Source organism: Methanocellales archaeon (genome assembly GCA_028715985.1).
In the GTDB taxonomy this organism is placed as follows: domain Archaea; phylum Halobacteriota; class UBA148; order UBA148; family UBA148; genus UBA148.
In genome coordinates, this window is record JAQUQR010000005.1 from 81,474 (window position 1) to 103,068 (window position 21,595).

The 21,595-nt window shown below is 43.7% G+C and carries 24 protein-coding genes; 11 read left to right on the forward strand and 13 right to left on the reverse strand.

Going from position 1 to position 21,595, the window contains the following annotated elements; all coding sequences use genetic code 11:
• Positions 1-82: 82 nt before the first annotated feature.
• A complete protein-coding gene (locus tag PHI74_05875; protein MDD5485533.1) occupies positions 83-406 on the forward strand; it encodes a hypothetical protein in 324 nt (107 codons plus the stop codon).
• Here PHI74_05875 and PHI74_05880 read toward each other — a convergent pair.
• Genes PHI74_05880 through PHI74_05890 form a run of 3 tightly spaced genes read right to left on the reverse strand, consistent with a single transcriptional unit; the run spans position 403 to position 2,584 of the window.
• Complete coding sequence (locus PHI74_05880) at positions 403-1,092, reverse strand: phenylalanine--tRNA ligase beta subunit-related protein (protein ID MDD5485534.1); 690 nt, start codon at positions 1,090-1,092, stop codon at positions 403-405. The genes PHI74_05875 and PHI74_05880 overlap by 4 nt on opposite strands.
• A gap of 2 nt (positions 1,093-1,094) precedes the next feature.
• Positions 1,095-1,685, reverse strand: coding sequence for a DNA-binding protein (locus PHI74_05885; protein ID MDD5485535.1), 591 nt, complete (start codon positions 1,683-1,685; stop codon positions 1,095-1,097).
• Positions 1,679-2,584: a replication factor A gene (locus PHI74_05890; protein MDD5485536.1), complete on the reverse strand. Its 906-nt coding sequence runs from the start codon at positions 2,582-2,584 to the stop codon at positions 1,679-1,681. The genes PHI74_05885 and PHI74_05890 overlap by 7 nt, the downstream gene beginning before the upstream one ends.
• 127 nt (positions 2,585-2,711) lie before the next feature.
• Between PHI74_05890 and PHI74_05895 the strand changes: the two genes are divergently transcribed.
• From PHI74_05895 to PHI74_05915, 5 genes are all read left to right on the forward strand, one after another.
• Complete coding sequence (locus PHI74_05895; protein ID MDD5485537.1) at positions 2,712-3,821, forward strand: DUF362 domain-containing protein; 1,110 nt, start codon at positions 2,712-2,714, stop codon at positions 3,819-3,821.
• Positions 3,822-3,934: 113 nt separating this feature from the next.
• Positions 3,935-5,140: a trypsin-like peptidase domain-containing protein gene (locus PHI74_05900; GenBank protein MDD5485538.1), complete on the forward strand. Its 1,206-nt coding sequence runs from the start codon at positions 3,935-3,937 to the stop codon at positions 5,138-5,140.
• A gap of 176 nt (positions 5,141-5,316) precedes the next feature.
• A complete protein-coding gene (locus PHI74_05905; protein MDD5485539.1) occupies positions 5,317-5,766 on the forward strand; it encodes a hypothetical protein in 450 nt (149 codons plus the stop codon).
• A complete protein-coding gene (locus tag PHI74_05910; protein ID MDD5485540.1) occupies positions 5,767-6,150 on the forward strand; it encodes a hypothetical protein in 384 nt (127 codons plus the stop codon).
• A complete protein-coding gene (locus PHI74_05915) occupies positions 6,147-6,338 on the forward strand; it encodes a helix-turn-helix transcriptional regulator (GenBank protein ID MDD5485541.1) in 192 nt (63 codons plus the stop codon). Before PHI74_05910 ends, PHI74_05915 begins: the two co-directional genes overlap by 4 nt.
• Before the next feature lie 2 nt (positions 6,339-6,340).
• On the opposite strand, the gene PHI74_05920 is transcribed toward PHI74_05915, so the two are convergent.
• Positions 6,341-7,195 carry a DMT family transporter gene (locus PHI74_05920; GenBank protein ID MDD5485542.1) on the reverse strand — a complete coding sequence of 285 codons (855 nt, stop codon included), beginning with the start codon at positions 7,193-7,195 and terminating at the stop codon, positions 6,341-6,343.
• Positions 7,196-7,636: 441 nt separating this feature from the next.
• Between PHI74_05920 and PHI74_05925 the strand changes: the two genes are divergently transcribed.
• Positions 7,637-7,864, forward strand: coding sequence for a hypothetical protein (locus tag PHI74_05925; protein MDD5485543.1), 228 nt, complete (start codon positions 7,637-7,639; stop codon positions 7,862-7,864).
• Positions 7,865-7,987: 123 nt separating this feature from the next.
• On the opposite strand, the gene nadA is transcribed toward PHI74_05925, so the two are convergent.
• The 3 genes from nadA to PHI74_05940 are packed head-to-tail and all read right to left on the reverse strand — an operon-like array spanning position 7,988 to position 10,848.
• A complete protein-coding gene (gene nadA / locus PHI74_05930; protein ID MDD5485544.1) occupies positions 7,988-8,899 on the reverse strand; it encodes a quinolinate synthase NadA in 912 nt (303 codons plus the stop codon).
• Positions 8,899-9,654 carry a formate dehydrogenase accessory sulfurtransferase FdhD gene (fdhD, locus tag PHI74_05935; GenBank protein ID MDD5485545.1) on the reverse strand — a complete coding sequence of 252 codons (756 nt, stop codon included), beginning with the start codon at positions 9,652-9,654 and terminating at the stop codon, positions 8,899-8,901. The genes nadA and fdhD overlap by 1 nt, the downstream gene beginning before the upstream one ends.
• Positions 9,655-9,663: 9 nt before the next feature.
• Positions 9,664-10,848, reverse strand: a complete 1,185-nt coding sequence (locus PHI74_05940) for a cysteine desulfurase (protein ID MDD5485546.1) — start codon at positions 10,846-10,848, stop codon at positions 9,664-9,666.
• A gap of 177 nt (positions 10,849-11,025) precedes the next feature.
• Between PHI74_05940 and larE the strand changes: the two genes are divergently transcribed.
• Positions 11,026-11,757: an ATP-dependent sacrificial sulfur transferase LarE gene (larE, locus tag PHI74_05945; GenBank protein ID MDD5485547.1), complete on the forward strand. Its 732-nt coding sequence runs from the start codon at positions 11,026-11,028 to the stop codon at positions 11,755-11,757.
• On the opposite strand, the gene PHI74_05950 is transcribed toward larE, so the two are convergent.
• Entirely contained in the window at positions 11,754-12,377 is a 624-nt protein-coding gene (locus tag PHI74_05950; protein MDD5485548.1) for a DUF115 domain-containing protein, read from the reverse strand. The genes larE and PHI74_05950 overlap by 4 nt on opposite strands.
• 180 nt (positions 12,378-12,557) lie before the next feature.
• On the reverse strand, positions 12,558-15,716 hold the full coding sequence (gene ileS, locus PHI74_05955) for an isoleucine--tRNA ligase (GenBank protein ID MDD5485549.1): 3,159 nt from the start codon (positions 15,714-15,716) through the stop codon (positions 12,558-12,560).
• Positions 15,717-15,762: 46 nt separating this feature from the next.
• Here ileS and PHI74_05960 point away from each other — a divergent pair, with 46 nt between their 5' ends.
• Positions 15,763-16,728, forward strand: a complete 966-nt coding sequence (locus PHI74_05960) for a replication factor C small subunit (GenBank protein ID MDD5485550.1) — start codon at positions 15,763-15,765, stop codon at positions 16,726-16,728.
• Positions 16,729-16,849: 121 nt separating this feature from the next.
• Positions 16,850-18,316 carry a hypothetical protein gene (locus tag PHI74_05965; protein ID MDD5485551.1) on the forward strand — a complete coding sequence of 489 codons (1,467 nt, stop codon included), beginning with the start codon at positions 16,850-16,852 and terminating at the stop codon, positions 18,314-18,316.
• 7 nt (positions 18,317-18,323) lie between these two features.
• On the opposite strand, the gene PHI74_05970 is transcribed toward PHI74_05965, so the two are convergent.
• Positions 18,324-18,785, reverse strand: a complete 462-nt coding sequence (locus PHI74_05970; GenBank protein MDD5485552.1) for a DUF2240 family protein — start codon at positions 18,783-18,785, stop codon at positions 18,324-18,326.
• 43 nt (positions 18,786-18,828) lie between these two features.
• Positions 18,829-19,350 (reverse strand): macro domain-containing protein, encoded by a 522-nt coding sequence (locus tag PHI74_05975; protein MDD5485553.1) that lies wholly within the window; start codon positions 19,348-19,350, stop codon positions 18,829-18,831.
• Between the two features lie 65 nt (positions 19,351-19,415).
• Here PHI74_05975 and PHI74_05980 point away from each other — a divergent pair, with 65 nt between their 5' ends.
• Positions 19,416-19,793: a 30S ribosomal protein S8e gene (locus tag PHI74_05980; protein ID MDD5485554.1), complete on the forward strand. Its 378-nt coding sequence runs from the start codon at positions 19,416-19,418 to the stop codon at positions 19,791-19,793.
• 406 nt (positions 19,794-20,199) lie between these two features.
• Here PHI74_05980 and PHI74_05985 read toward each other — a convergent pair whose 3' ends face one another.
• Positions 20,200-20,766, reverse strand: a complete 567-nt coding sequence (locus PHI74_05985) for a hypothetical protein (protein ID MDD5485555.1) — start codon at positions 20,764-20,766, stop codon at positions 20,200-20,202.
• A gap of 63 nt (positions 20,767-20,829) precedes the next feature.
• A partial coding sequence (locus PHI74_05990) for a hypothetical protein (GenBank protein MDD5485556.1) occupies positions 20,830-21,595 on the reverse strand: 766 nt, incomplete at its 5' end.

Here is a 21,595-nt window from a genome sequence, read left to right on the forward strand (position 1 = left end):
CCATACAAAAATCCACTTCGATAATTTTTGAATCTACCAACACTTAAATATCGATTAACATAATTATCGATCGGGGACGTCTATGAACGTTAAAAGGATAATTATTGCAACAGCTGTCGGTTTGTTATGCGGCATCTTCTGTGCCTATGGGGCTGCCTGGAAATATCCCGGTCAATTTGAGATGCTGATTTTGGCATCCATCGTGTACAACAGGGTATTGCTGGGCTTTGTGATCGGACTTGCTGATCAAATAAAAATGCACCCCATCGCAAGAGGGGCAATTCTTGGAGCCATTGTAAGCGTAGCCATCGGGATACCATCAGGTCTAAGCGGCGGTTTGACATTGGTTGCCTTTGGCATTGTGTATGGGATCATCGCCGATTTCGTGGCTACGAGATGGTCCTAAGCTCTCAGCTTATATTCACTTGTGCCACCGCAAAACCTGGTGATGTAATCGATGGCCTTAACAATAGCTTGCTCTAGGAGGTCATCCTCTATTCCGGGAACTCCGCATGAAAGCAATATGACGTTTTTGGTATCAGACGTCACCTTCGTGCTGTCCGCATCCCTGTAGGGATAGATCGCCACTAATTTCTCATCCTCTGAATCCTCATCTGCATATGAAAGTACTACCTCCTTACCCCTTAGCCTCATCGGCTCATCCATCCCTATGCCTTTGAACAGCTCTCCTGGCTCGGCAAACCTCATGGTCAAGTTACCACCCTTTATCAAGCTCTCATCAAATGCTGCCAGTGCGATGCCGGTTTCTATGGAGGATAAATTGTAGGCATCCACGATGGGATTGATTTTCGGTATCGGGCTGCCTCTGAGAACTCTGCGGATTAAAGCCTCCCCTGCCGGTCGAACCTTTGTCGGATCCACGCCGATATTCCAGAAAAAATCCCTATAGGCTCTAAAGATGCTCACGTCCTTCAGGTCCTCAAGTGAGTACCTCTCCCTTACTTTGGCGAATACGGATTCTCTCAATCCTTCCATGTCTTCTTTGGCAGGGTGCATGTCGGAGATGGATCCGATGCAGACCTTCAGACCAGGAAATCTCTCCTTTACCTTGGGATCAAAATAGAAATTCATAGTCAAATATTTGACAGATCGATAAAGCTTACCTTTTCCCCGGATTTGCTGATCGTCTTGAGAGCTTCCAGCACCATCTGCTTATAATGCTCTATGTCCGGGGAATAATGCTCCTTTGCTTTAGCCGCATCCTCGCCCCCTTCGTTCAATTGTTGGAGACGCTGGAGCGTTTGTCTCGCAGTCTCGAGAATCCACAGATCATAGGTATCCGCATCCACGATATGTATCCTTTCGGGTCTAACTGATGTGAGTATGTCCCCACTCATTTCGTATATATTTGGCTTGCCAACCACAGCGACGAACTGGGGCGGCTCTATGCTGGATAAGGCTTGGGCTGCTTCTGGCTGGTATTGGCCGGCATAGATCAGGAATGAGCCTGTGGGGTCTGCCACCCTTGCACGCCAATATTCTACATCATTTCCGATATCCTCTTTCTCGATCAGTGTGCCCACGAAGAATATGCGATTGCATTTGGCACCGGTCGGGGTCAACAGATACTGAGGAGCATACTGGTCCTCCTGCTCTTTAAACGCCATATTGGACTCTGCGAACTCTCTTGCAAAAACCCTCTTGGCAACCTCTCTGCTCAACATCCTAAAGCCTCCACTTCTTTGATCAATTTCGTAACCTCTTTATCCGATATTTTTGGCGCACTTTTCATATCCTCTACCAGGATATAGCGGCCAACCCTGGGACCTTTGATGCTGAAATATCGTCCTATCAATCTTTCCTGGAAAGCATCTAAAACCAAAGATTGGTCAAGTGCCTCGGCTGCCATCTTCTTTGCCTCATCCAAGGTGATGCCAATTAAGCTTTCGACGATCTCTCTATTCAAGAGTGTCTCCTGTACGACCTTGCCATCGTCTATCACTCCTTTTATCCGCAGGTCATAGGTCCCTTCAACTTTTCCATGCTCTCCGCAGGATCCTTTTAAGAGAGCTCGGTTGCAGAATTCACATCTCTTGATCAAGCCAGATCCGGATTGTATATCGACGATTGCACCCTCGAGCTCCTCCACAAGAGAGCTGACCTCTATGTCCTCCTCCAGTGGAACGATCTCGGTGCTTCTTGTCAATTTTACGCTGTATCGTCCTTGCCACTCGTCGGTCACCACATTCTTGAGCAGGTAGCACCTATCTTCCTCCACAGGTGGCAGGTCAGATTTTACCCAGCTAACAAATCTAATGATCCCGGTATCATCTCCGATCAGACCGGATTGCGCGATCAACTCGCTCTCAGAGGGCCATAGTTGCACCACTTTCGTTTTAAGGGATATCCATCGCCCCTCGCTCTGGATGTCCTTGACCTTTACGAGGTCTGCGCTCTTGCGCTCTTTTGCATATTGGCTTACAACGCTTCGTTTCGCCTCCTCGATAGGGACCCTGAATCCGTTAATCAACTCATCCAGTTTCTTCTCGATCTCCTCTAATGGCACTTCTAAGCCCATTTCAGAAAAGCGATCTTTAAGCTGCTCAGCTATCTCCCTTACCATGTTTTATAGGTCGCCACCACGACAAATAAAACTAACGATGACATTAGATATTTCGATGACGATGATCGAGATATTATATTTATCCTACCGTTAACGTTTTGTAGATTGCTTGGCTTAGATTAATTCAATGGCAAAGGTCTATTTCACAAGCTCAAGGGCACCTGTTAGAGAGCCACATAAATGGTATCAACCAAGTCTGAGTGGTGTTAACAAGCTAGAGCGGCTTTTAAATAAGAGTGGAATTTTGGAAGACATCGAGAAGGGAGAAATCATCGCCCTAAAGATGCACTTCGGCATCCGTGGAACGACCAAATCATTGCGCTCGATGTTCATTCGTAAGGTTGCTCAAATGGTCAAAGCAAAGGGAGGAGAGCCTTTTGTGACAGAGACAACGGGACTTGGCATGCTTCGGGAACAATGCTTTGCTTTGGGCAAGATCAAGGCAGCAGAGGCGAGTGGCTACACACCTCAAACGCTGTCTGCACCGATCATAATTGCAGACGGTCTGAGGGGATTCGATAGCGTGGGTGTTAGCGTTGAAGGCTCACAGCTCAAAAAGGTATACGTGGCGAAACAAATTGCTGAGGCGGATAAAGTCATTTCCCTAGCTCATTTTAAGGGGCATATGAACGCAGGGTTTGGCGGTGCGCTCAAAAGCATTGGCATTGGGTGCGTAGCTAAAACGTCCAAATATGATGCGCACATCTATTCCCCTCCCAACATAAACGACAATTGCACTGAGTGCGGAGCATGTGTAAAGATCTGTCCTGTCGGTGCCATAATTGACTGGAAGGTTGACGCTGAGAAATGCATCAGATGTCAGGGATGTGCTGAAGTGTGTGAGGAAGATGCCATATCCTTCAAGTGGACCTCATCGAAAGACCTCTCAGAGCGAATCGTTGATTGTGCTAAAGCAGTTTTAGATTTGGTCGGAAGGGAGAACATCAAATATGTGAACTTCTTGCTCGATATAACGCCGCACTGCGATTGCTGCCCTTACTCAGATAATATAATAGTGCCAGATCTGGGCATTCTGGCCTCAGATGACATACTTGCGATAGATAAGGCATCCGTCGATATGGTGAACAAAGCTCCCGTAATAGCAGATTCCATGGCTCAAAATGCAGATGACAAGTTCCATGGGATGTATAAGTGGGCCCGCTCCTCAGATCAGTTAAATGCGGCAAAAAAACTCGGACTCGGTGAAATGGAGTATGAGTTGATAGAAATAAAATAGATTTGATTAAGTTTAAATCCACCCTCAATAAATAAATGCAATGATTTTAGTTAGGGCCGGTTTATCTATTATTTATAAAAGAAATGTTGTACTAAAAGAAGGATGAGGCCATTATGGGAAAGAAAATTCAGGTTGCGGTTCTTATTATTCTAATACTAGTTTTAGCGGGTTGTATCCAAGAAACCGTAACTGATGTGCCCACACCTAAAGTCTCTGTAGAGCCATCACCCCCTTCGGTTACGGAGGAAGATATTGAAGAACTCCGTACTGAAATTGCTGAATTGAAAGCGGTCGTGGAATCGCAGGGAAAAAGAATTACTGAACTTGAAGAGAAAGAACTTCAGAAAGACCTGCCTGCCCTTCAAGTGAAATCTGATCCGATGATGTTGTCCTTGGCTATTTCGGATATAGTGCAACGAGTGCAGCCCGCTGTGGTATTTATCTCGGTTGAAATCGAGACACAGGACTTCTATGGGCGGAGGACGACTCAATATGGATCTGGTTCTGGGGTTATAATCACCAAAGACGGATATATATTGACAAATAATCACGTAGTGGAGGATGCTACTAAGATAGAGGTTACACTCCCTGATTTTTCCAGCCCATTCGCTGCTAGGCTTATAGGCACCGATCCGACGACAGATCTGGCAGTGATTAAAATAGAAGGAGATTTTCCTACTGCCGAGTTTGGTGACGCCTCACAACTAAGGCCTGGAAATCTGGTTATAGCCATCGGCAACCCTCTGGGACTTGAGGGCGGTCCGACTACGACTCTAGGCGTGGTGAGCAATACCGAGCGCTCTACGGTGGTGGATGGTACCACCTATTATGATTTAATCCAAACCGATGCTGCCATCAATCCAGGAAACAGCGGAGGCCCTCTGCTGAGTTTGGATGGCAAAGTAATTGGCATCAATACACTTTCTGGTGGGGCCGAGAACATTGGCTTTGCCATAAGTGCCAACACTGCAAAGCCAGTCTACGATGCCCTAATAACCCCCCCACACAAGGTCATTCGTCCCTGGTTAGGGGTTGGTTTTAGGACGGTAACCCCTGATCTTGCAGCTCAAGAAGGCTATCAAAGGACTACTGGTGTCGTGATCCTAAGCGTGCAAAAGGGGAGCCCTGCGGACCAGGCAGGCCTGATGGTGGATGACATCATCCTCAGTTTCGATGGTGAGGAGGTAACCGTAGATACGAGGTTGATAAAAATGCTGTGGAGCCACAAGGTTGGAGAGGAGATAAAATTGACATTATTGCGCGGCGGGGAAGAGAAAACGGTGATAGTCAGGTTGGGTGAAAGGCCAGAAGGGCTTTAATTAAAGTAGGTCATCTTTCAAGCTATTGGATATTTGCTCTGAATCTACACTATAATCTCGTTATTCTGCCAAAAATTTAATTCTTATGTAATGTTTAATTTGCATAATGTAAAGCTTTATATACTTTAAGTCTAATCACTTTTACATAAAGTAAAGAAGCCTATGGGGTGATGAACATGGAAAAAAATAAAGGAAGAAAGAAAATGGAATTGAAAAGAAGTAGAGGGCATCTGATAGTGGGTTCCGTACTTCTAATATTTGGAGGTATCGCATTTGCGATATTTGACCTTGTGACTTTTGGAGTTGGTTTAGCCGCTCCTGGCTTGGTGTTATTCATAGCCGGTTTGTATAGGGCAACGAAACCTAAAACAGAGCTTCGTTTAGACGAAAGAATGCGGAGAATTGATGAGAAAGCAGGATTGTTTGCTTTCTGGCTCCTATTTGGAACAACAGGAATTTTATTTTGGGTGTGTATCTATTTTCCTGCTAGGTTTAGAACCACTGATATTTTAACTATACTCCTGCTCATCGGCATTTACTCATACTTTATAATCCGTTTTTATTACAACAGAAGGGGTTTAAATGAAAAACAAACTAGTACGAATGTAAGACGTGAGGCGATTTAAATGGAATTGAAAAGAAGTAAAGATCATTTCGTTGTAGGCTCGGGGATTATACTCCTTGGCATAGTTTTACTTGAGGTATTTGATCTCGCATTTCTGGGAATGGGCATCATTTTCTCTGGCTTGATGTTAATTTTTATTGGCATACATTGGGCAAGGAAACCCAAAATTGAGATTCCAAGCGACGAAAGATATATAAGAATTAATGAAAAAGCAGGTTCCAATGCGTTTTGGACAACCATAGGAATTTCAGCGGTTTTAGTGTACGTGGATGCCTATTTTCCATTAGGTCTGAAATTTAGAGAGTCTGTGACGTTAGTTTGGTTTGTTGGAATGGTTTCATTCATTATATATCGTTTTTACTACGATAAAAAGGGCTTCAAATGAAGAACAAACTCAAAGTATTCAGGGCGATGCATGACTTAACTCAAGAGGATCTCGCTGAAAAAGTGGAAGTTACCCGTCAGACCATCAACGCCATAGAAAAGGAGAGGTACGATCCCTCTTTAACATTGGCATTCAAACTTGCGAATCTTTTCAAAGTAAAAATTGAGGAGTTATTCATTTACGAGTGAAACTATTCCGTCTGAGCAAGCCATATTCCGAATATTATCAAGGCGCCACATACTACCTGGTAAGTATGTATCCTCTCGCCAAGGAAGACGGATGCCTGGATGACGGCAAAGACGGGTATCAGAAACGTGAAAACGTTTGTTTTGGATGCCTCCAACTCTCTGAGCGCCTCAAAGTATAGCAGGGTGCCACAAACGGTGCAAAGGATTGCTAACGCAAATATTATGCCCCATATGTTTATCGGATATGCAAAACTCACGGGCTCTACTAAGATGGATATGGCGTCCAACAATATCGTTCCAATGAGTGTGCTGAATGCCAGGATGAGCAGCGGGCTATTTTTTTCCACGATCTTTTTTCCGATGACAGTGTAGATGGAGTAGGCTATCGCTGTGGATATGAGCATCAAATTGCCGTAAAAGGCCATTGAGTTGCCGAAGGTTGGACTGTTGCCGTTCATCGATATGATGAGGACGCCTGTGAAAGAAAGCACCAAACCGGACATCTTTCGATAGCCGAGCGATTCGCGCAGAAATAAAGCGGCCAATATAAATGTAAAGGCTGGGCTGCTGTTCTGTAGTATGCTCGCCACGGAAACCGTCAAGTGCAGCATGCCTATGTTTTGCAGTATGTTTGGGATGGTGACGCCAACTATGCCCAATACGAGTAGGTTGGTGAAGTTGTCTTTTGCGAACTCTTTTATTTGTTGGATCTCGAACTTGATCAGCGCATATCCCATAAAAATGATGGTGGCAATGGAAAATCGCAAAGAAGCCAGATATATCGGCGTTACTTGATTCAGCCCCATCTTGGTAAGCACGAATGACATCGACCATAGGATTACTGCAATTAGGATCAACGCATAAGTTTTCGTAATAAACCTCCCCCGGCAAGACTGTTGATTTCGTGGATACTAAACTTTTGCGGATACTATACTAATTTTTTTTATAAATATATGTTGACCTACTTTGAGAAGCTACAGGATATATCGTTTGCCGCGTTTTGAGAACTTCTGAGATTTATATTGCATTTACGATCTCCGTATGCAGCTCTGAAATTTCGATCCCGCTTTCTATGCTTTATCCGAGTTTCTTTTAGGAGAGTCCCAAGGAATTTATGAGTTTAAGTCAAACTAAACCACAGCTTTAAAATTCAGCCCTGTTAAGAGTTGGACGTTAAAATTGATTGAAAAATGTTTAAATATTGTTATTGCCACATATCTATCTATCAGCATAACCTAGCTCAAACCACAGGTATTTTTAGGATTTAGATTAGATTAGACAATAGGAGTTGAAAAGGTATGAAAATAGAAATTCCCGAGGAGGAGGAACGTCCACCTGCACTAAAGTATGGATTGAGTACGCCCGAAGGTCGAAAATGGGTAGAGCAATTTCTACAGAAAAAACACCCGGATTTATTCGGGGGTGCAATGATAAGCGCTAATGGACGAGTGATTATGGTGACTAATGGTCTTAAAGGCATCAGACTCGGAAAGAATTTCGTTGAAATATCAGATAAAATCAGTTGAAACCGATTAAAGCTCTAAAGATTTCGACTGAAGTGAAAAGTGTAAACCGACATTGCCGATATGCACATAATTTCTATTCAGAGCATATTAATTGATACGCCCTTTGTATGAGCAGGATCTTTTTCATCTTGAAAGTTCGAGCATTCTTTCTATCGCTTTTCTGGCCTTGTCTGCTACGCCTTTTCTGACTGTTATCTCCGGCTCTTCGGTCTCCAGTGCTCTTTCCACCTTTTCTAGGGTGTGCATTTTCATATGGGGGCAAACCGCATATTGGGAGAGGGGATAAAATTTCTTCCCTGGGATCTCCTTTTCAAGTCTGTACAACATCCCCACCTCGGTACCTATCAAAAACTCCTTTCCTGCTGATGATTTGCAATATCTGACCATACCACTCGTTGAGGCGATGTGGTCTGCTGCCTCTTGAATTTCCGGTATGCATTCCGGGTGGACAACCAATTCGGCATCCGGGTGCTTCTCTCTCGCCTCCATTAAATCCGCTACAGTTATCTGGTGATGTGTGGGGCATAACCCATATTCCGGAATGGAAATTATCTCTTTCTTCGTTCTCTGTCTAACATAGTGCGCTAGGTTGTTATCAGGTCCAAACAAAATCAAATCGGAATCCATCAAATTCACTATCTGGGCTGCATTTGCAGATGTACAAATACAATCAGCATGGGCTTTATCCTCTGCCAACGTGTTTATGTACAGAACCGTCTCCGCATCGGGATATTTCCTTTTAGCAGCCAACAGCTCTTCTGTTTCCATCTGCTGAGCCATCGGGCAAATAGCACCAAGGTCCGGTATCAAGACCTTTTTATTCGGATTCAGTATGCTTGCGGTTTCTGCCATGAAATCCACCCCACAGAACACTATGATGTCTGCATCGGTCTTTGTCGCTTTCTGCGACAATTCCAGAGAATCGCCGACAAAGTCCGCGATATCCTGAACCTCGGGTCTTTGATAATTATGGGCAAGAATAACCGCGTTTTTGCTATCCTTTAGTCTCTCGATATTTTTGGTATTTATCATCATCATAATATCCTCTGTTCATTAGAATATATGTTCATCCTTTTACCTCTGACAAAGCCGATGACGGTTAATCCCGTCTTATTGGCGATTTCTACAGCCAAACTTGTAACAGCACCTCTTGAGGCGATGATCGGTATCTTTGCTACTGAGCATTTCAAAACCATTTCAGAGGATATCCTTCCAGTGCATACCACGAAGGTATCCGGAAAATGGTATTTTTTAAGCAGTGCATATCCTATGATTTTGTCCAGGGCATTGTGTCTGCCGATATCCTCTGAGACAAAGCACAGCTCCGTTTTTGAGACCTCAAGAATGGCACAGGTGTGTGTTCCACCGGTCCTTTGGTGCAATTCAGACGTCAGAATCTTTTTTATGCATTCAAATAAGACCTTTCTGTCCAGTTTCAGCTGGGAGCCAACCTTTGGGAGCTTGGACTCATCCAGAAATCCTGAGGCACCTCCGCAACCACTCACTATGACTTTTTTTGCAGCGAACACTTTGGTCGGATTTTTGGTTATCACCTTAGCCATATCCTCACGGATTTTCATGGATTCCACGTCTTCTATATCTTCAATAACTCCCTCAGATAAAAGATGGCCCAATACGAATTCCTTTTTCATTTGAGGGCTCATCATGGCAGTTGAAAAGTGCCTTCCGTTTACAAAGATCGCTAATGCGACCTCCTTAGCTACCTCCTCCTCTAGCTTTGTCCTCTGGTCTCCATCCAATCTTGTATATTCCTTTAGCACGCTTTTCATCTAATCTAGCTAACCTCTAGCAATCTCTTCAACGGCTCTCAATAAAGTTTCGACTTCCTCTTCGGTATTATACAGGTATAAGGACACTCTAACGGCTCCATTGACACCCAGTTCCCTAATCAAGGGCATGCAGCAATGATATCCGGATCTGACCATTATATTTGAAAAATTATCCAGCATCAAGGCAACATCATGGGGGTTTAAGCCTTTGATGTTAAAGGAGATCACCCCTATTCGTTGCCCTAGGTCTGGACAAAGGATTTCCACATTTTTTATCTCCTCTAATCCAAGGACTAATTTTTTAGTCAGCTTTTCCTCATATTTCCTTATGTCGTTCATTCCGATCTTTTCCAAATATTCAACAGCCCTTCCAAGGGCAATCCCACCAGCTATGTTCGGCGTGCCAGCTTCAAATCTCTCATAATTCTCCTTTAGCTTATATCCCTCCAGGGAAACATCATCTATTGTCCCTCCCCCTATGGTGAGAGGTTCGACACTCTCTAAAAGCGGCATTCTCATGAACAAAACTCCAGTCCCTGTGGGCCCAAGCATTTTGTGCCCTGAAAAAGCCAAGAAGTCGCAGCCCAGTTCTTTTATATCTACGGGTAGGTGCGGCACTGACTGGGCCCCATCAACCAAGAACAAAGCATTATTATCCTCACAGACCTTTGCAATCTCTTTTATTGGCGTTATCAAACCCAGAACATTTGAAACATGTGTTAGGGCAACCAACTTTGTCTTCTCATCTACCGCCTTTTCCACATCCTCTGTGCAGAGGATTCCTTTTTTTGGCTTGATGATCTCTAAGTCCACTCCAAATTTTTTCTTAACCCGTAGCCATGGCATTAAATTGGAATGATGCTCCAGTATGCTGGTTACAATCTTGTCTCCTCTCCTCCATCCAAGCCCAGATGCGACTAAGTTGATTCCCTCGGTCGTATTCTTTGTAAAGATGATCTCCTCCTCTCTGGCATTAATGAAATCAGCAATTTTTATGTGCCCCTCTTCGTAGAGTTGCGATGCTACCTGAGACAGCCTGTGAACGCCTCTCTCAATGTTTGCATTATAATCCCTATAATAGCTTTGGATCGAGGACACAACCGACTCTGGCGTTAAGCTCGTAGCTGCGCTGTCCATGTAAATTATCCCCTCGTCCAAAATTGGGAAGTCCTTTCTGATATTTTCCACATTCATTCTAAACATCACACTTTTGTTATATTCATGATCTGGCAAGGCAAATATGCCGCTCAGCCGCAGATTAGGGGTTTGTAGATAGATATGTACGTATTTATTAGTTATGGAAGGAAAGAAATACTTATGGGACTAAATATTTATTAATTTAATCTGTAGGAAAAGAACTGTGTGGAAGGCATGGATACAATAAAAAGATATATGGAAAAATTTGAGGGTGAAAGGGTTGCAGTTGCCTATTCCGGAGGAGTTGACAGCTCTCTCGTTGCTTATGCAGCCAAGGAAATCGCAGATGCTGTTACTGTTAAGTCAGATTTCACTCCCGATTGCGTCATAGAGGATGCCAAGGAGTTTGCAGAAAAGTTTGGCCTTAGACATAAAATTCTCAACGTAAACATCCTTGACGATGAGATGAAGGCTAATCCGCCAAACCGATGCTATCTGTGTAAGAAAAGGATCATCGAAGAGATAAAGAATCTGGGATATGATATTGTCATGGACGGAACCAATGCAGATGACTTGGATGCGGATAGACCAGGTTTAAAAGCCAAACAAGAAGAAGGGGTTATTTCCCCTCTGGCAGATCTTGGCTTGGGTAAACGGGACATAAGAAGGATAATGGCTGATATTGATGAAAATGTTGCAAGAAAACCCTCAGAATCTTGCTTGGCGACCAGGATTCCTTTTAATTCAGAGATTACGCCAGAGAGACTAAACAGGATAAAAAAAGCAGAGGAACTCGCCAAATCGATGGGTTTGAGTTCGATCAGGGTGAGGGATCACTTTCCGTTAGCTAACATAGAGGTACCCAGAGATGAGTTTGACAAGATGCTGGGTGCAGAGGACCTACTCTCAGGACTCAAGCAACTTGGGTACAAATCTGTTACCCTAGGTGTAAGGGATGAAAGTTAATCAAAAAGATTGATCAATTTTTTCGCCCATTGGAGCTTCATCTTCTTGACTTCGCTTACGTTTGGGTCTTCAAAATCAAAGCCGATTAATGTAATGCTATCGGCACCAAATTCTTTTGCGATAAAAACGCACCTATCGCCGTCCGTAAACCCTCCAAAGTTGTGAACGTTTTTTAGCGGCTCAGATTGCGTACTACCGATGACATTTTTCAGCAATGGAACGTATTGCTTAATAGCAGGAATGTTATCGCCATGTGCGTGCACCACTATGATTGCACACAGTTTATCTGCGCTGATTATATCCTCCATGCAGCCATCCAGGTCTGTGACGACGATATCGGGGACTATGCAATTTTTCAGAAGGATGGATGTCGCACCATCTGCGGCAATGACTACACGACCAGACAAATCAGTGTCCTTAATCTCCTCATCTAACAAAGGAGCGTTTCCACATATGGTGACGCATCGTCGATAAATCAAATCGGACAACATCTGTACGTTAATCGAGCGATTTCCGATTAATTTGGACAATAAACCTGCAGCTTCTTCGTCTTTGCGCCTATCAAAACCGAATTCATCCAAAATTTCCTGGTAAATGGGCTCCCATTCCTCGAATTTCATCGTGAGGATTTTTGGCATAACCTAAGTTAAATGTGTTCGTTGGAGTTAATAAAATAAAAAAACTACTGAGAGGGCATCGAAGCTCTATCCATTTTTAATAATGCTCTGGGCTATTTACGTCGATTATAGTATTCGACATCTGAGACAACTTTTCTTGTTGTACCTGGCTCCTGCTTTACCTTATCTGGTGATACCGAACCGCATCTCAACGTTATTGACCGTACACTCCCTCACCAGATCGCCTCTCACCCGTACTTCCATGCCCAGCTCAAGTTTCTTCGCCCTGATCTCCTCTGAGATGAAATCTCTCCACGTATCTATGAGGTCCACTAACTGTTCATCTCCAACCTGCACAAACACATCGATCTCAGCCTCGACATCAAGATCAAGCTCTTTCCTCATGTTCTGTATTCTTCGAACGATGTCCCTAGCGCATCCTTCTGCCCTGACATCTTCTGTCAGCGAAACATCAACATACACCTTCCCTAAAGAAAAATCGGCAGCATAGATGTGCTCTGGAATCGTCTCCTCAAAATGAATCATGTCCTTGGTGATTTTGACGGTTTGATCATGTAACTTGAGTTGATATCCTTTTTCGATGTCTTTTTTTAGCCTTCTGCCATCGACTTTATTCAGTGCATTTATGATCTCTTCGGCTTTGCCCTTGAACCTTGGTCCAATGAGGCTCAGGTCAGGAATGACCTTTAGCGAAATCTCATTGAACCTCTCACCAACGTTTAGCAGGTTTATCTCTTTTGTGTTAGCTTGCTCCATGATCACGCTTTTGAGATTTTTTACGGAATTTATCGCCTCCTCATTGTAAGGCAAGATTATGATCTGCTTGACAGGCCACCTGAGCTTTCGCTTCGCTTTCTGTCGGGCCCTATGGGAAGCCTCAACGATATCCCTCGCGACATCCATGTTTGCCTCGAGTTTAGCATCGATTAGCTCCTCGCTCGGAGAAGGCCAATCGCACATGTGAACCGTTAGCAGCGCCTTAGGATCCATCCCACGCACCAGGTTCTGATAGATCTCCTCAGTGATGAAAGGCGTGAAGGGAGCCATCAGCTTTATGATTTGTGAGATGACGTCATAGATGACCCAATATGCTGCCAGCTTATCTGGATCATCTGCTTCTGTCCACGTCCTAGGGCGAATTAATTGAACGTACCATCGCGACACATCCTCGAGGATGAATTTTTGCAAGAGACGAGTTGCACTGTGCAACTTGCAATCTTTCATCATATGGTCGACTTTTTTGATTAAGGAGTACATTCTTGAGAGAATCCACAGGTCTTCTGGCCTGAGATGCCCTTTTATGGAATCAAATGAAGTGGCGTATGGATCGAAATTGTCGAGCTTCATGTAAGGTAGCGGGAAACGATAGAGGTTCCACAGGATGTTGAGCATTCTGTGCACATTCTGAGCTTCCTCCCAGTTGAAGCGCAGGTCTTCCCAAGGTGCATTCGCTGATAAAACATAGAAACGCAGCGCATCGGCCCCATATTTTTCTATGACCTCTTCGGGTGCCACCACATTTCCCAGGCTTTTGGACATCTTCCTACCCTCATCATCCAGCGTGAAGCCATGCATCAATACGCTCTTGTACGGTGCCTTTTCGAATGCAACCATACTTGAGCCGAGTTGCGAGTAAAACCACCCCCTCGTCTGATCATGCCCTTCTGTGATAAAATCGGCAGGCCACCACTTTTTGAACTTTTCAGTATCTTTTGGAAAGCCCAGATTGGCCCATGATGCTACGGCAGAGTCGAACCATACGTCAAATACATCCTTCACGCGATACATTGTTTTTCCACATGTACATCTCAACTTGATGGCATCTATGCGGGGCCTGTGGAGTTCCACATGAGGGATGCTTGCCCTCTCCTTGAGTTCTTTTATGGTGCCTATCACTTCAATGGAACCGCACTCGCACATCCAAATCGGCAGTGGGGTGCCCCAGTACCTCTGACGTGAGATGCACCAATCTCTCGCAGATGATATCCAGTCCATGAATCTAGCGGATCCAGCCCATTCTGGATACCATACTATGCGAGGAATCTCCGTTAACATCCTATCTTTCAGTTCTGAGATTTTGATGAACCATTGTTCAGTCGCCAAATAGATGATAGGAGTTTTGCAGCGCCAACAATGACCGTATCTATGCGTTATCTCTCCCTGAGCGAGGAGGGCACCCCTTTCATCAAGATCCTTTATGACCTGTTGATTTGCATCAAAAACATACGTGTCGGCGTATGCGCCAGCATCCGTCGTGAAAAACCCATCAGGTCCCACAGGACAGAAGATCTGAAGCTGATGCTCTTTGCCCAACAAAAAATCTTCCAAGCCGTGCCCTGGAGCGATGTGAACGCATCCTGTGTTTTCCACCTCAGGAGAAACCTCGAGTGTCACGAAATCTGCTGCATATATATTATGGTCCAGTTTTTGCTGATAGGGCACTATGTCCCCCAGAGGATGCTCATACTGTGTTCCGACGAGATCTTTACCCCGCAGGGTATCTACCTTCTCGTAATCTTCATAACCCCCTTTTTTCAAGACATGTTCTACTAACCCAGAAGCCACGATCAACGTCTCATTTTTACATCTTATTTTGGAGTACTCAAAGTCAGGATGGACCGCTATCGCCTGATTGGAAGGAATCGTCCAGGGGGTCGTAGTCCATATCACGATGCTTGCATCTTCCCTTACAAGTGGAAACTTGACATAGATGGATGGATGGCGTTCCTCCCAATATTCCACTTCAGAATCTGCTATGGCGGTCTCACACCTAGGGCACCAGTTAACCACCCTCTTGCCTCTTTCAAGCAAACCCCTATCGTATGCATGTTTCAATGTCCACCATTCTGCTTCCATGTACTCATCGGCGAGGGTCATGTAGGGGTTTGTCCAATCAAGCCAAGCACCTAAGCGTTTGAATTGCAAGGTCATCTGATCCTTCGATTCAAGGGCGAAACGCTTACATTCAGCGATGAACTTATCTATGCCATACTTTTCTATCTCTTTTTTTGTTCTGAATCCCAAGCTCCCCTCAACTTTGACCTCTATCGGAAGCCCATGCATATCCCATCCTGCCCTATCAAGGACTCGAAAACCCCTCATCGACTTATATCTGAGCATGACATCCTTGAGGATCTTATTCCATGCCGTGCCGAGATGTATTCTTCCTGTGGTATATGGGGGGCCATCCAAAAAATAGAACATATCCCCTCGTGAGCGATGATTTCGAGTAAGATCATATGCATCTACACTCTTCCAAAATTCCATTACATTTTTTTCCACTTCTTGAGCGTCGTATCTGCTCGTTACTTCCCGGAGCATATAACGACAAGAAGGGTTAAGATATCTTAAACATATTTCTAACAAGATGAACAAGGAAGAGATTTGGGCTGAGAAGTATAGGCCTAAGATTTTGGATGAAGTCGTCGGTCAAGATGATATCATCGAACGTCTCAAATCCTATGTTGAATCCAAAAGCCTACCACACATGCTTTTTTCCGGTCCTGCAGGCGTTGGAAAAACTACGTCTGCCATCGCCCTCGCCAAGGAGCTTTTTGGAGAAGCGTGGGCCAACAATTTCACCGAGCTAAACGCCTCTGACGAAAGGGGCATAAACGTCGTCAGAAGCCAGATCAAGAACTTCTCCAGGACAGCACCTTTGGGAGATGCCAGCTTCAAGATCATCTTCCTCGACGAAGCAGACGCCCTAACGCCAGATGCACAGAATGCGCTTAGGAGAACCATGGAAAGATTCTCTGCCACATGTCGCTTTATACTCTCATGCAACTACTCCTCGAAAATAATCGAGCCCATCCAATCCAGATGCGCCGTATATAGGTTCAAACCGATATCCAATGCAGCTATCGAGAAAAGGATCAGACATATTGCAGGTATTGAAAAACTAAATGTGACCAAGGATGGGCTGGGTGCAATCGAATATGTGGCCATGGGGGACATGCGCAGGGCCATAAATACATTGCAATCAGCAGCAGTCCTTAGCAATCAAATAGACGCTGAAGCGATATACAAGATAGCTGCTATGGCCCGCCCAATAGAGATAAACGAGTTGGTCGAACTTGCTATGAAAGGTGATTTCATGGGGGCAAGGGACAAACTGGATTTATTGCTCATAGAGCAGGGTTTATCCGGGGAGGATGTAATCAGCCAGATCCATAGGTCCATAATGGACTTCGGCGGCATCTCAGAGAAGTTGAGGGTTCAGTTGCTCGACAAGATAGGAGAGATCGACTTCCGCCTAACGGAAGGCGCTCACGAGCGCATACAACTGGAGGCACTGATAGCCCATTTGGTGTTGGCCGGTGCAAAGGAATAAGTTCTTGCTCCTCCAAAAGGCGCAAAAAGCATGTGCATCAAACATTTTAGATGATTTTGACCTACACAATGAAATGAGTAGACAAAAGGCAAATAAGTGATTTGGATTTAGCTAAAAGAGGATGTTAGAAGGAAAACGAATCAAAAAGACTAAGAAGATGCTTGAAATCGAGAGAAAGATTGGAGAGCCGATAGAGGTCTTTCTTAGGCGAGAATATATTGATAATAAAAAATCCGCTATAAAGATGGGTGCGATTTTAGGTGTGGGTTCAAGCACTATCCGAAATTGGTTAAAAGAAGCCGGAATAAAAAGAAGAGGTCTAAGTGAGGCAAGGTTTGCACATTTTGACAAAGAAGTTGAAAAGCCCTCGGATGAGCAGTTACGCAAATGGTATGTTGACGAGAAGAAGTCTACGCCTGAGATTGGAAAAATCCTAGGTGTTAATGGTAGCACAATTGTAGACTGGTTAAAAGAAGCGGGAATAAAAAGAAGAGACCAAAGAGATGCTAGGTTTTTATCCGTGGGTAAAGAGATCATAAAACCTTCAAATGACCAGTTACGTAGATGGTACATCGATGAAGGTAAATCTACATATGAAATAGGCAAAGATTTGGGTGTTAATTGGGCTACTGCCTTGAATTGGTTAAAAGAAGCTGGCATACCGATAAGACATGATTATTATGAGATGCATGGTTATGATTTTGAAAAACCCTCAACAGATCAACTACGTAAGTGGTATGTTGCTGATAAAAAATCAACTATGGAGGTAGCTGAAATTGTAGGAGTGAGTTTTGGGACTGTTTCGAATTGGTTGAAAGAAGCCAACATACCAATAAGGGATCAAAGCGAGGCTAAATTTGTGCAGTATGGTAAAGAAATCCAAAAACCAGCAGATGAATTATTACGTAGGTGGTACATCGATGAGAGAGAATCAACATATGAAATTGCAGAAATTATCGGCGTCAGTAGGTCAACTGTCTCACATTGGTTAGAGGGTGCTGGGGTACAGAGAAGAGACGATAGAGAGCAGGTATTCGCTTATTATGGTAAAGAAGTTGAAAAACCCTCAGATGAACAGTTACGCAAATGGTATGTTGACGAGAAGAAATCTTCCACTGAGATAGCTGAGATTATAGGTGTTAGTCATAATGCCATACTCCGTTGGTTAGATCGAGCTGAAATATCAAGAAGAGAAGTCCTATATGGTTATAAAGAATGGTTACAGTGCGCAGATGGACATGAAGTTAGAAGTGGGTATGAGAGAAGGGTGGATGATTGGTTGTACTTCAATGGGGTTGCACATGATTATAATGAAGAACTGCCTGGGGATAGGAAATATAAATGTGATTTTAAGGTGGAAGACTGGTATATCGAAGTGTGGGGTTTAATAGGAATAGGTTCCTACGATGAGAAAACAGAGAGAAAGATCAATTATTATGAGAAACATGGCTTAAAACGAATAGACATTTTTCATTATGATTTTGACACAAACGATTGGATGAAGAAGTTAGAGCCATTATTAGAATTTTCAAATCCTGAGGAAAGGGTACAACGTTTTCTTAAAGATTTTGATCCGATCAATAAATAACGATATCTCATTTACCCTTTTGATCAATCAAGGATTGATATATTTCATCTATCAAATCTTCAATTTCAATGTCTCTTTCCTTCGCTACTAATAATGCAGAAATCTCTATTCCAACCATATTAGCCAGGCTTTCTTGTTTTTTGTTTACCAGAGCTATGGCTTCTTTTCTACTTAACCCTGTAACCATAATCCTCTCTATGGCGCGCTCAAAGACGGACTGTTCTCTCTTTAGGTCAGGTCTGAAGCCCAGCGGAATCTCGATTGTTTTAAAGTCAAAGGTAGGGCTTATCTCATCATCTTCTGTGGATACTAACCCATCTTTCTTTGCTTTGTTGAGAACTTCTTTTGCCTGTTCTGGCGAGAACCAACCCAGATCAAGGGAAAGCGCAAATATGAACTCAGAGGTTGTGAGGGCGTTTTTCCCCCTCTTCCTGAAGGGCATGGCAACCGTTTGCATCATATCGGTCATGATATCACACTCAATTAGGATCTTGAAATAAAATACCTGGTGCTCAGTAGCTACCCAACTCTTTCTGGAATATATTATAAGTGCGATCATCGATGAGGGTGAAAATGATGGTTTTAATCCCAGTGTCAATATTGGAATAATCGATTGCAGTTTGAATCATAATCTTTGCGCACTTATCCTTGGGGTAGCCAAACGCTCCCGTGCTTATGGCAGGGAACGCGATACTTTTTACATTATATTCATCTGCCAGCCTAAGGCTGTTTAATGTTGCATTCTTTAGTTTTTCATCTTCCTCCCCCTCACCCATTTGGGGTCCGACGGCATGAATGACGTACTTTGCTTTCAGCTTGCCTGCAGTCGTGATGATGGCTTGACCTACCTCTATTTCACCGATTTTGTTGCTCTCATCCTGTATTATGTGTCCTCCTTTCTTCACTATTGCTCTAGCAACCCCTCCACCATGCTGTAGTTTTGTATTAGCAGCGTTTACTATTGCGTCTACACTCATTTCCGTTATGTCTCCCTTGTCCAGCTTGATAGTCGTGTTTTTAAATTTCTTTTCCATTTAAGTCCCCTTTTTTATGCTTATAGCAGATGCATTAAAATACTTGTGTTCAAATAAGGGATAGCATGAAATGGCAAGGTAAATCCAGACGTAAGGCAACTGGCGGTCGACTGAGATCGACAAGAAGCAAAAGGAAGCATGAAATGGGACGTGATAGCGTAGAGGCACATATCGGTCCAATCAAGAGATTGAAATTACGTGTAATGGGTGGTGGCGAAAAGATAAGTTTACATCGGGGCGACGTTGCCAATGTCACAGATCCAAAGACCGGCAAGACACAAGTGGTTGAAATCCAAACAGTAGATGCAAATCCAGCAAATCAGCACTATGTTAGGCGAAATATACTTATGAAGGGTGCGGTAATCAGGACCAAATTAGGCAAGGCAAAGATCAACAACCGCCCAGGACAAGATGGAATCGTAAATGCTGTTTTAATCGAGTGAATTGATATCTCCCCTATATTATTTAGGGTTCCTGCAACTTGTCGGGAATTTGGTATTTCTCTATCAATTATAGCTATAATTATCCCATAGCTAGGATTATTCCGAATGTATCCGTAGTTTTTGGAGGTAGTAAAATGTATATAAGTAGGGGTAAAAATCGATTGTTAGCCTGTCCTTAGTTTTATGCCCCTATTTTGAAATTTTGTTAGTGGCAACTGTTTTATTTTAATATTTGACTGTCCAGATTTGATTGTATGGATGATGTGCTGCAAATATTGGTGATTTCATATTACAGACAGACTTTTAAAAAGAGAGCAAATACATATGCAGAAGAAACTTTTAAAGGAATGTTGAAATTAATGAGATGGATATTTCTCTTCTTAATGCCACCATTTCTCGTGACTTTTTACTCTCTTTTTACCATGACTGTTGCAAGCACGACACTCAATATCCCTATCAGGATCATCAAGCCCATCATATTGAGCTCAGGCAATGCCACCGGTGCAGAATAGGGGGTAACGGGTGAGATCACCTCAACATAGAACGAAGTGTAGGAGAGATCATAATATGTAGTTGAGCCGATTGTAAAAGAAGCGTTGCTGTCCACGGTTATAGTTTTGTTTCCAGCATCAGTCCCATATTCTATCGTAAGCGAGAGCGTTACATTTTTTGTAGAACCCGGAGATAAATCGAAATTACTTTCAGAAAAAGAATAATCCCTGATGATGCTATAATCGGGAGAGCTTTCGTTTATGCTGAGCTTCACGTTCTCGGTTACGGTTGATTCAGACATGGCACGGATGGTATATTCGACTTCGTTATCATGTTCACCTGCTTCAGCGTCTATGACATAAGCAGATAACGAAATGCCAGGAGACATTTTATGGATTTGGCCGCTTACATTCACGGGAATAAAAAATGGTAAACTGATTAGGATTGCCATACAAAAACATGCAGTTACAAGTCTACTCATCTGAACTCCACCACTTAATTATATGTTATCTTATAAATGTTTAGGCAATACAAATCGCTCGCATCATCCTGTCACATTAACTGCACCATAATCCTTAGAAGTGCCGAGCGATGCACGGGCAATCGCACAGAATACCTTGTAGCCCGTGCTGGTACCATCAGGTATGTCAACACGAACCATCCTGTCCGTATACCCGTTGGCTGGGAGTAAGAACGAATCGCTCGTCCAGTTAAACCAAGAAAGGTTTGCACGTTCCCCATCAGGGATACCAGAAAGCGTTATACTCAGCTCAATGGCTTCCTGGAAGGATTGCGTACTTCTCACCCTTAGGGTGAAGTTGGTGGAATTTCCAGCGGTGGTCTCGTTTATCTTCGGAATTATAATGACTGCAATGCCCCCTAGGGGCTGTTCTGCAATCGTAACTGCAGTATTGTTGGACCAGGAGGTGTTTATGTTTCCAACGATGTCAACAGTGCGGATGCTTATTTCATATGTGCTTCCAGGGTTCAATCCGGTGGCGTTGTAGTAATTTGTGGTATTGGATACGTTTGCTGCCCAGTTTCCATTAATGTAAATCATCGTGTGATTGAAATCATTTGGCTGGGCCCCGATAGGCGGATTAGTCCATGTCCATTTAATCCATGTTTTGCTGCCTGTCAGCCTTGTCGGATTTACACCGTTGGCAGGAGGTATATTATCAACTCCAACGGTCATGTTCACGGTGTTGTTGACATTGGAGACGTTGTCATAGGCAGTGATGGTGAGGTTAACCCACCCACTGGTAGCCCCTCTGTCAGCTATAATCGTCGTATTCGTCCAGTAGTCCCCG

Excerpts from the sequence above, each read along its gene's own strand:
- PHI74_05940 (MDD5485546.1), bottom strand. The coding sequence starts at position 10,848 with ATGAATGTGGAAAATATCAGAAAGGACTTCCCAATTTTGGACGAGGGG.
- fdhD (MDD5485545.1), bottom strand. The coding sequence starts at position 9,654 with ATGAAAAGCGTGCTAAAGGAATATACAAGATTGGATGGAGACCAGAGG.
- PHI74_05875 (MDD5485533.1), top strand. The coding sequence starts at position 83 with ATGAACGTTAAAAGGATAATTATTGCAACAGCTGTCGGTTTGTTATGC.
- PHI74_05885 (MDD5485535.1), bottom strand. The coding sequence starts at position 1,685 with ATGTTGAGCAGAGAGGTTGCCAAGAGGGTTTTTGCAAGAGAGTTCGCA.
- PHI74_05890 (MDD5485536.1), bottom strand. The coding sequence starts at position 2,584 with ATGGTAAGGGAGATAGCTGAGCAGCTTAAAGATCGCTTTTCTGAAATG.
- PHI74_05880 (MDD5485534.1), bottom strand. The coding sequence starts at position 1,092 with ATGAATTTCTATTTTGATCCCAAGGTAAAGGAGAGATTTCCTGGTCTG.
- PHI74_05985 (MDD5485555.1), bottom strand. The coding sequence starts at position 20,766 with ATGAGTAGACTTGTAACTGCATGTTTTTGTATGGCAATCCTAATCAGT.
- PHI74_05910 (MDD5485540.1), top strand. The coding sequence starts at position 5,767 with ATGGAATTGAAAAGAAGTAAAGATCATTTCGTTGTAGGCTCGGGGATT.
- PHI74_05915 (MDD5485541.1), top strand. The coding sequence starts at position 6,147 with ATGAAGAACAAACTCAAAGTATTCAGGGCGATGCATGACTTAACTCAA.
- PHI74_05965 (MDD5485551.1), top strand. The coding sequence starts at position 16,850 with ATGTTAGAAGGAAAACGAATCAAAAAGACTAAGAAGATGCTTGAAATC.
- PHI74_05950 (MDD5485548.1), bottom strand. The coding sequence starts at position 12,377 with ATGAAATTCGAGGAATGGGAGCCCATTTACCAGGAAATTTTGGATGAA.
- PHI74_05895 (MDD5485537.1), top strand. The coding sequence starts at position 2,712 with ATGGCAAAGGTCTATTTCACAAGCTCAAGGGCACCTGTTAGAGAGCCA.
- PHI74_05900 (MDD5485538.1), top strand. The coding sequence starts at position 3,935 with ATGGGAAAGAAAATTCAGGTTGCGGTTCTTATTATTCTAATACTAGTT.
- PHI74_05925 (MDD5485543.1), top strand. The coding sequence starts at position 7,637 with ATGAAAATAGAAATTCCCGAGGAGGAGGAACGTCCACCTGCACTAAAG.
- ileS (MDD5485549.1), bottom strand. The coding sequence starts at position 15,716 with ATGCTCCGGGAAGTAACGAGCAGATACGACGCTCAAGAAGTGGAAAAA.
- PHI74_05905 (MDD5485539.1), top strand. The coding sequence starts at position 5,317 with ATGGAAAAAAATAAAGGAAGAAAGAAAATGGAATTGAAAAGAAGTAGA.
- nadA (MDD5485544.1), bottom strand. The coding sequence starts at position 8,899 with ATGATGATAAATACCAAAAATATCGAGAGACTAAAGGATAGCAAAAAC.
- PHI74_05975 (MDD5485553.1), bottom strand. The coding sequence starts at position 19,350 with ATGGAAAAGAAATTTAAAAACACGACTATCAAGCTGGACAAGGGAGAC.
- larE (MDD5485547.1), top strand. The coding sequence starts at position 11,026 with ATGGATACAATAAAAAGATATATGGAAAAATTTGAGGGTGAAAGGGTT.
- PHI74_05980 (MDD5485554.1), top strand. The coding sequence starts at position 19,416 with ATGAAATGGCAAGGTAAATCCAGACGTAAGGCAACTGGCGGTCGACTG.
- PHI74_05960 (MDD5485550.1), top strand. The coding sequence starts at position 15,763 with ATGAACAAGGAAGAGATTTGGGCTGAGAAGTATAGGCCTAAGATTTTG.
- PHI74_05970 (MDD5485552.1), bottom strand. The coding sequence starts at position 18,785 with ATGACCGATATGATGCAAACGGTTGCCATGCCCTTCAGGAAGAGGGGG.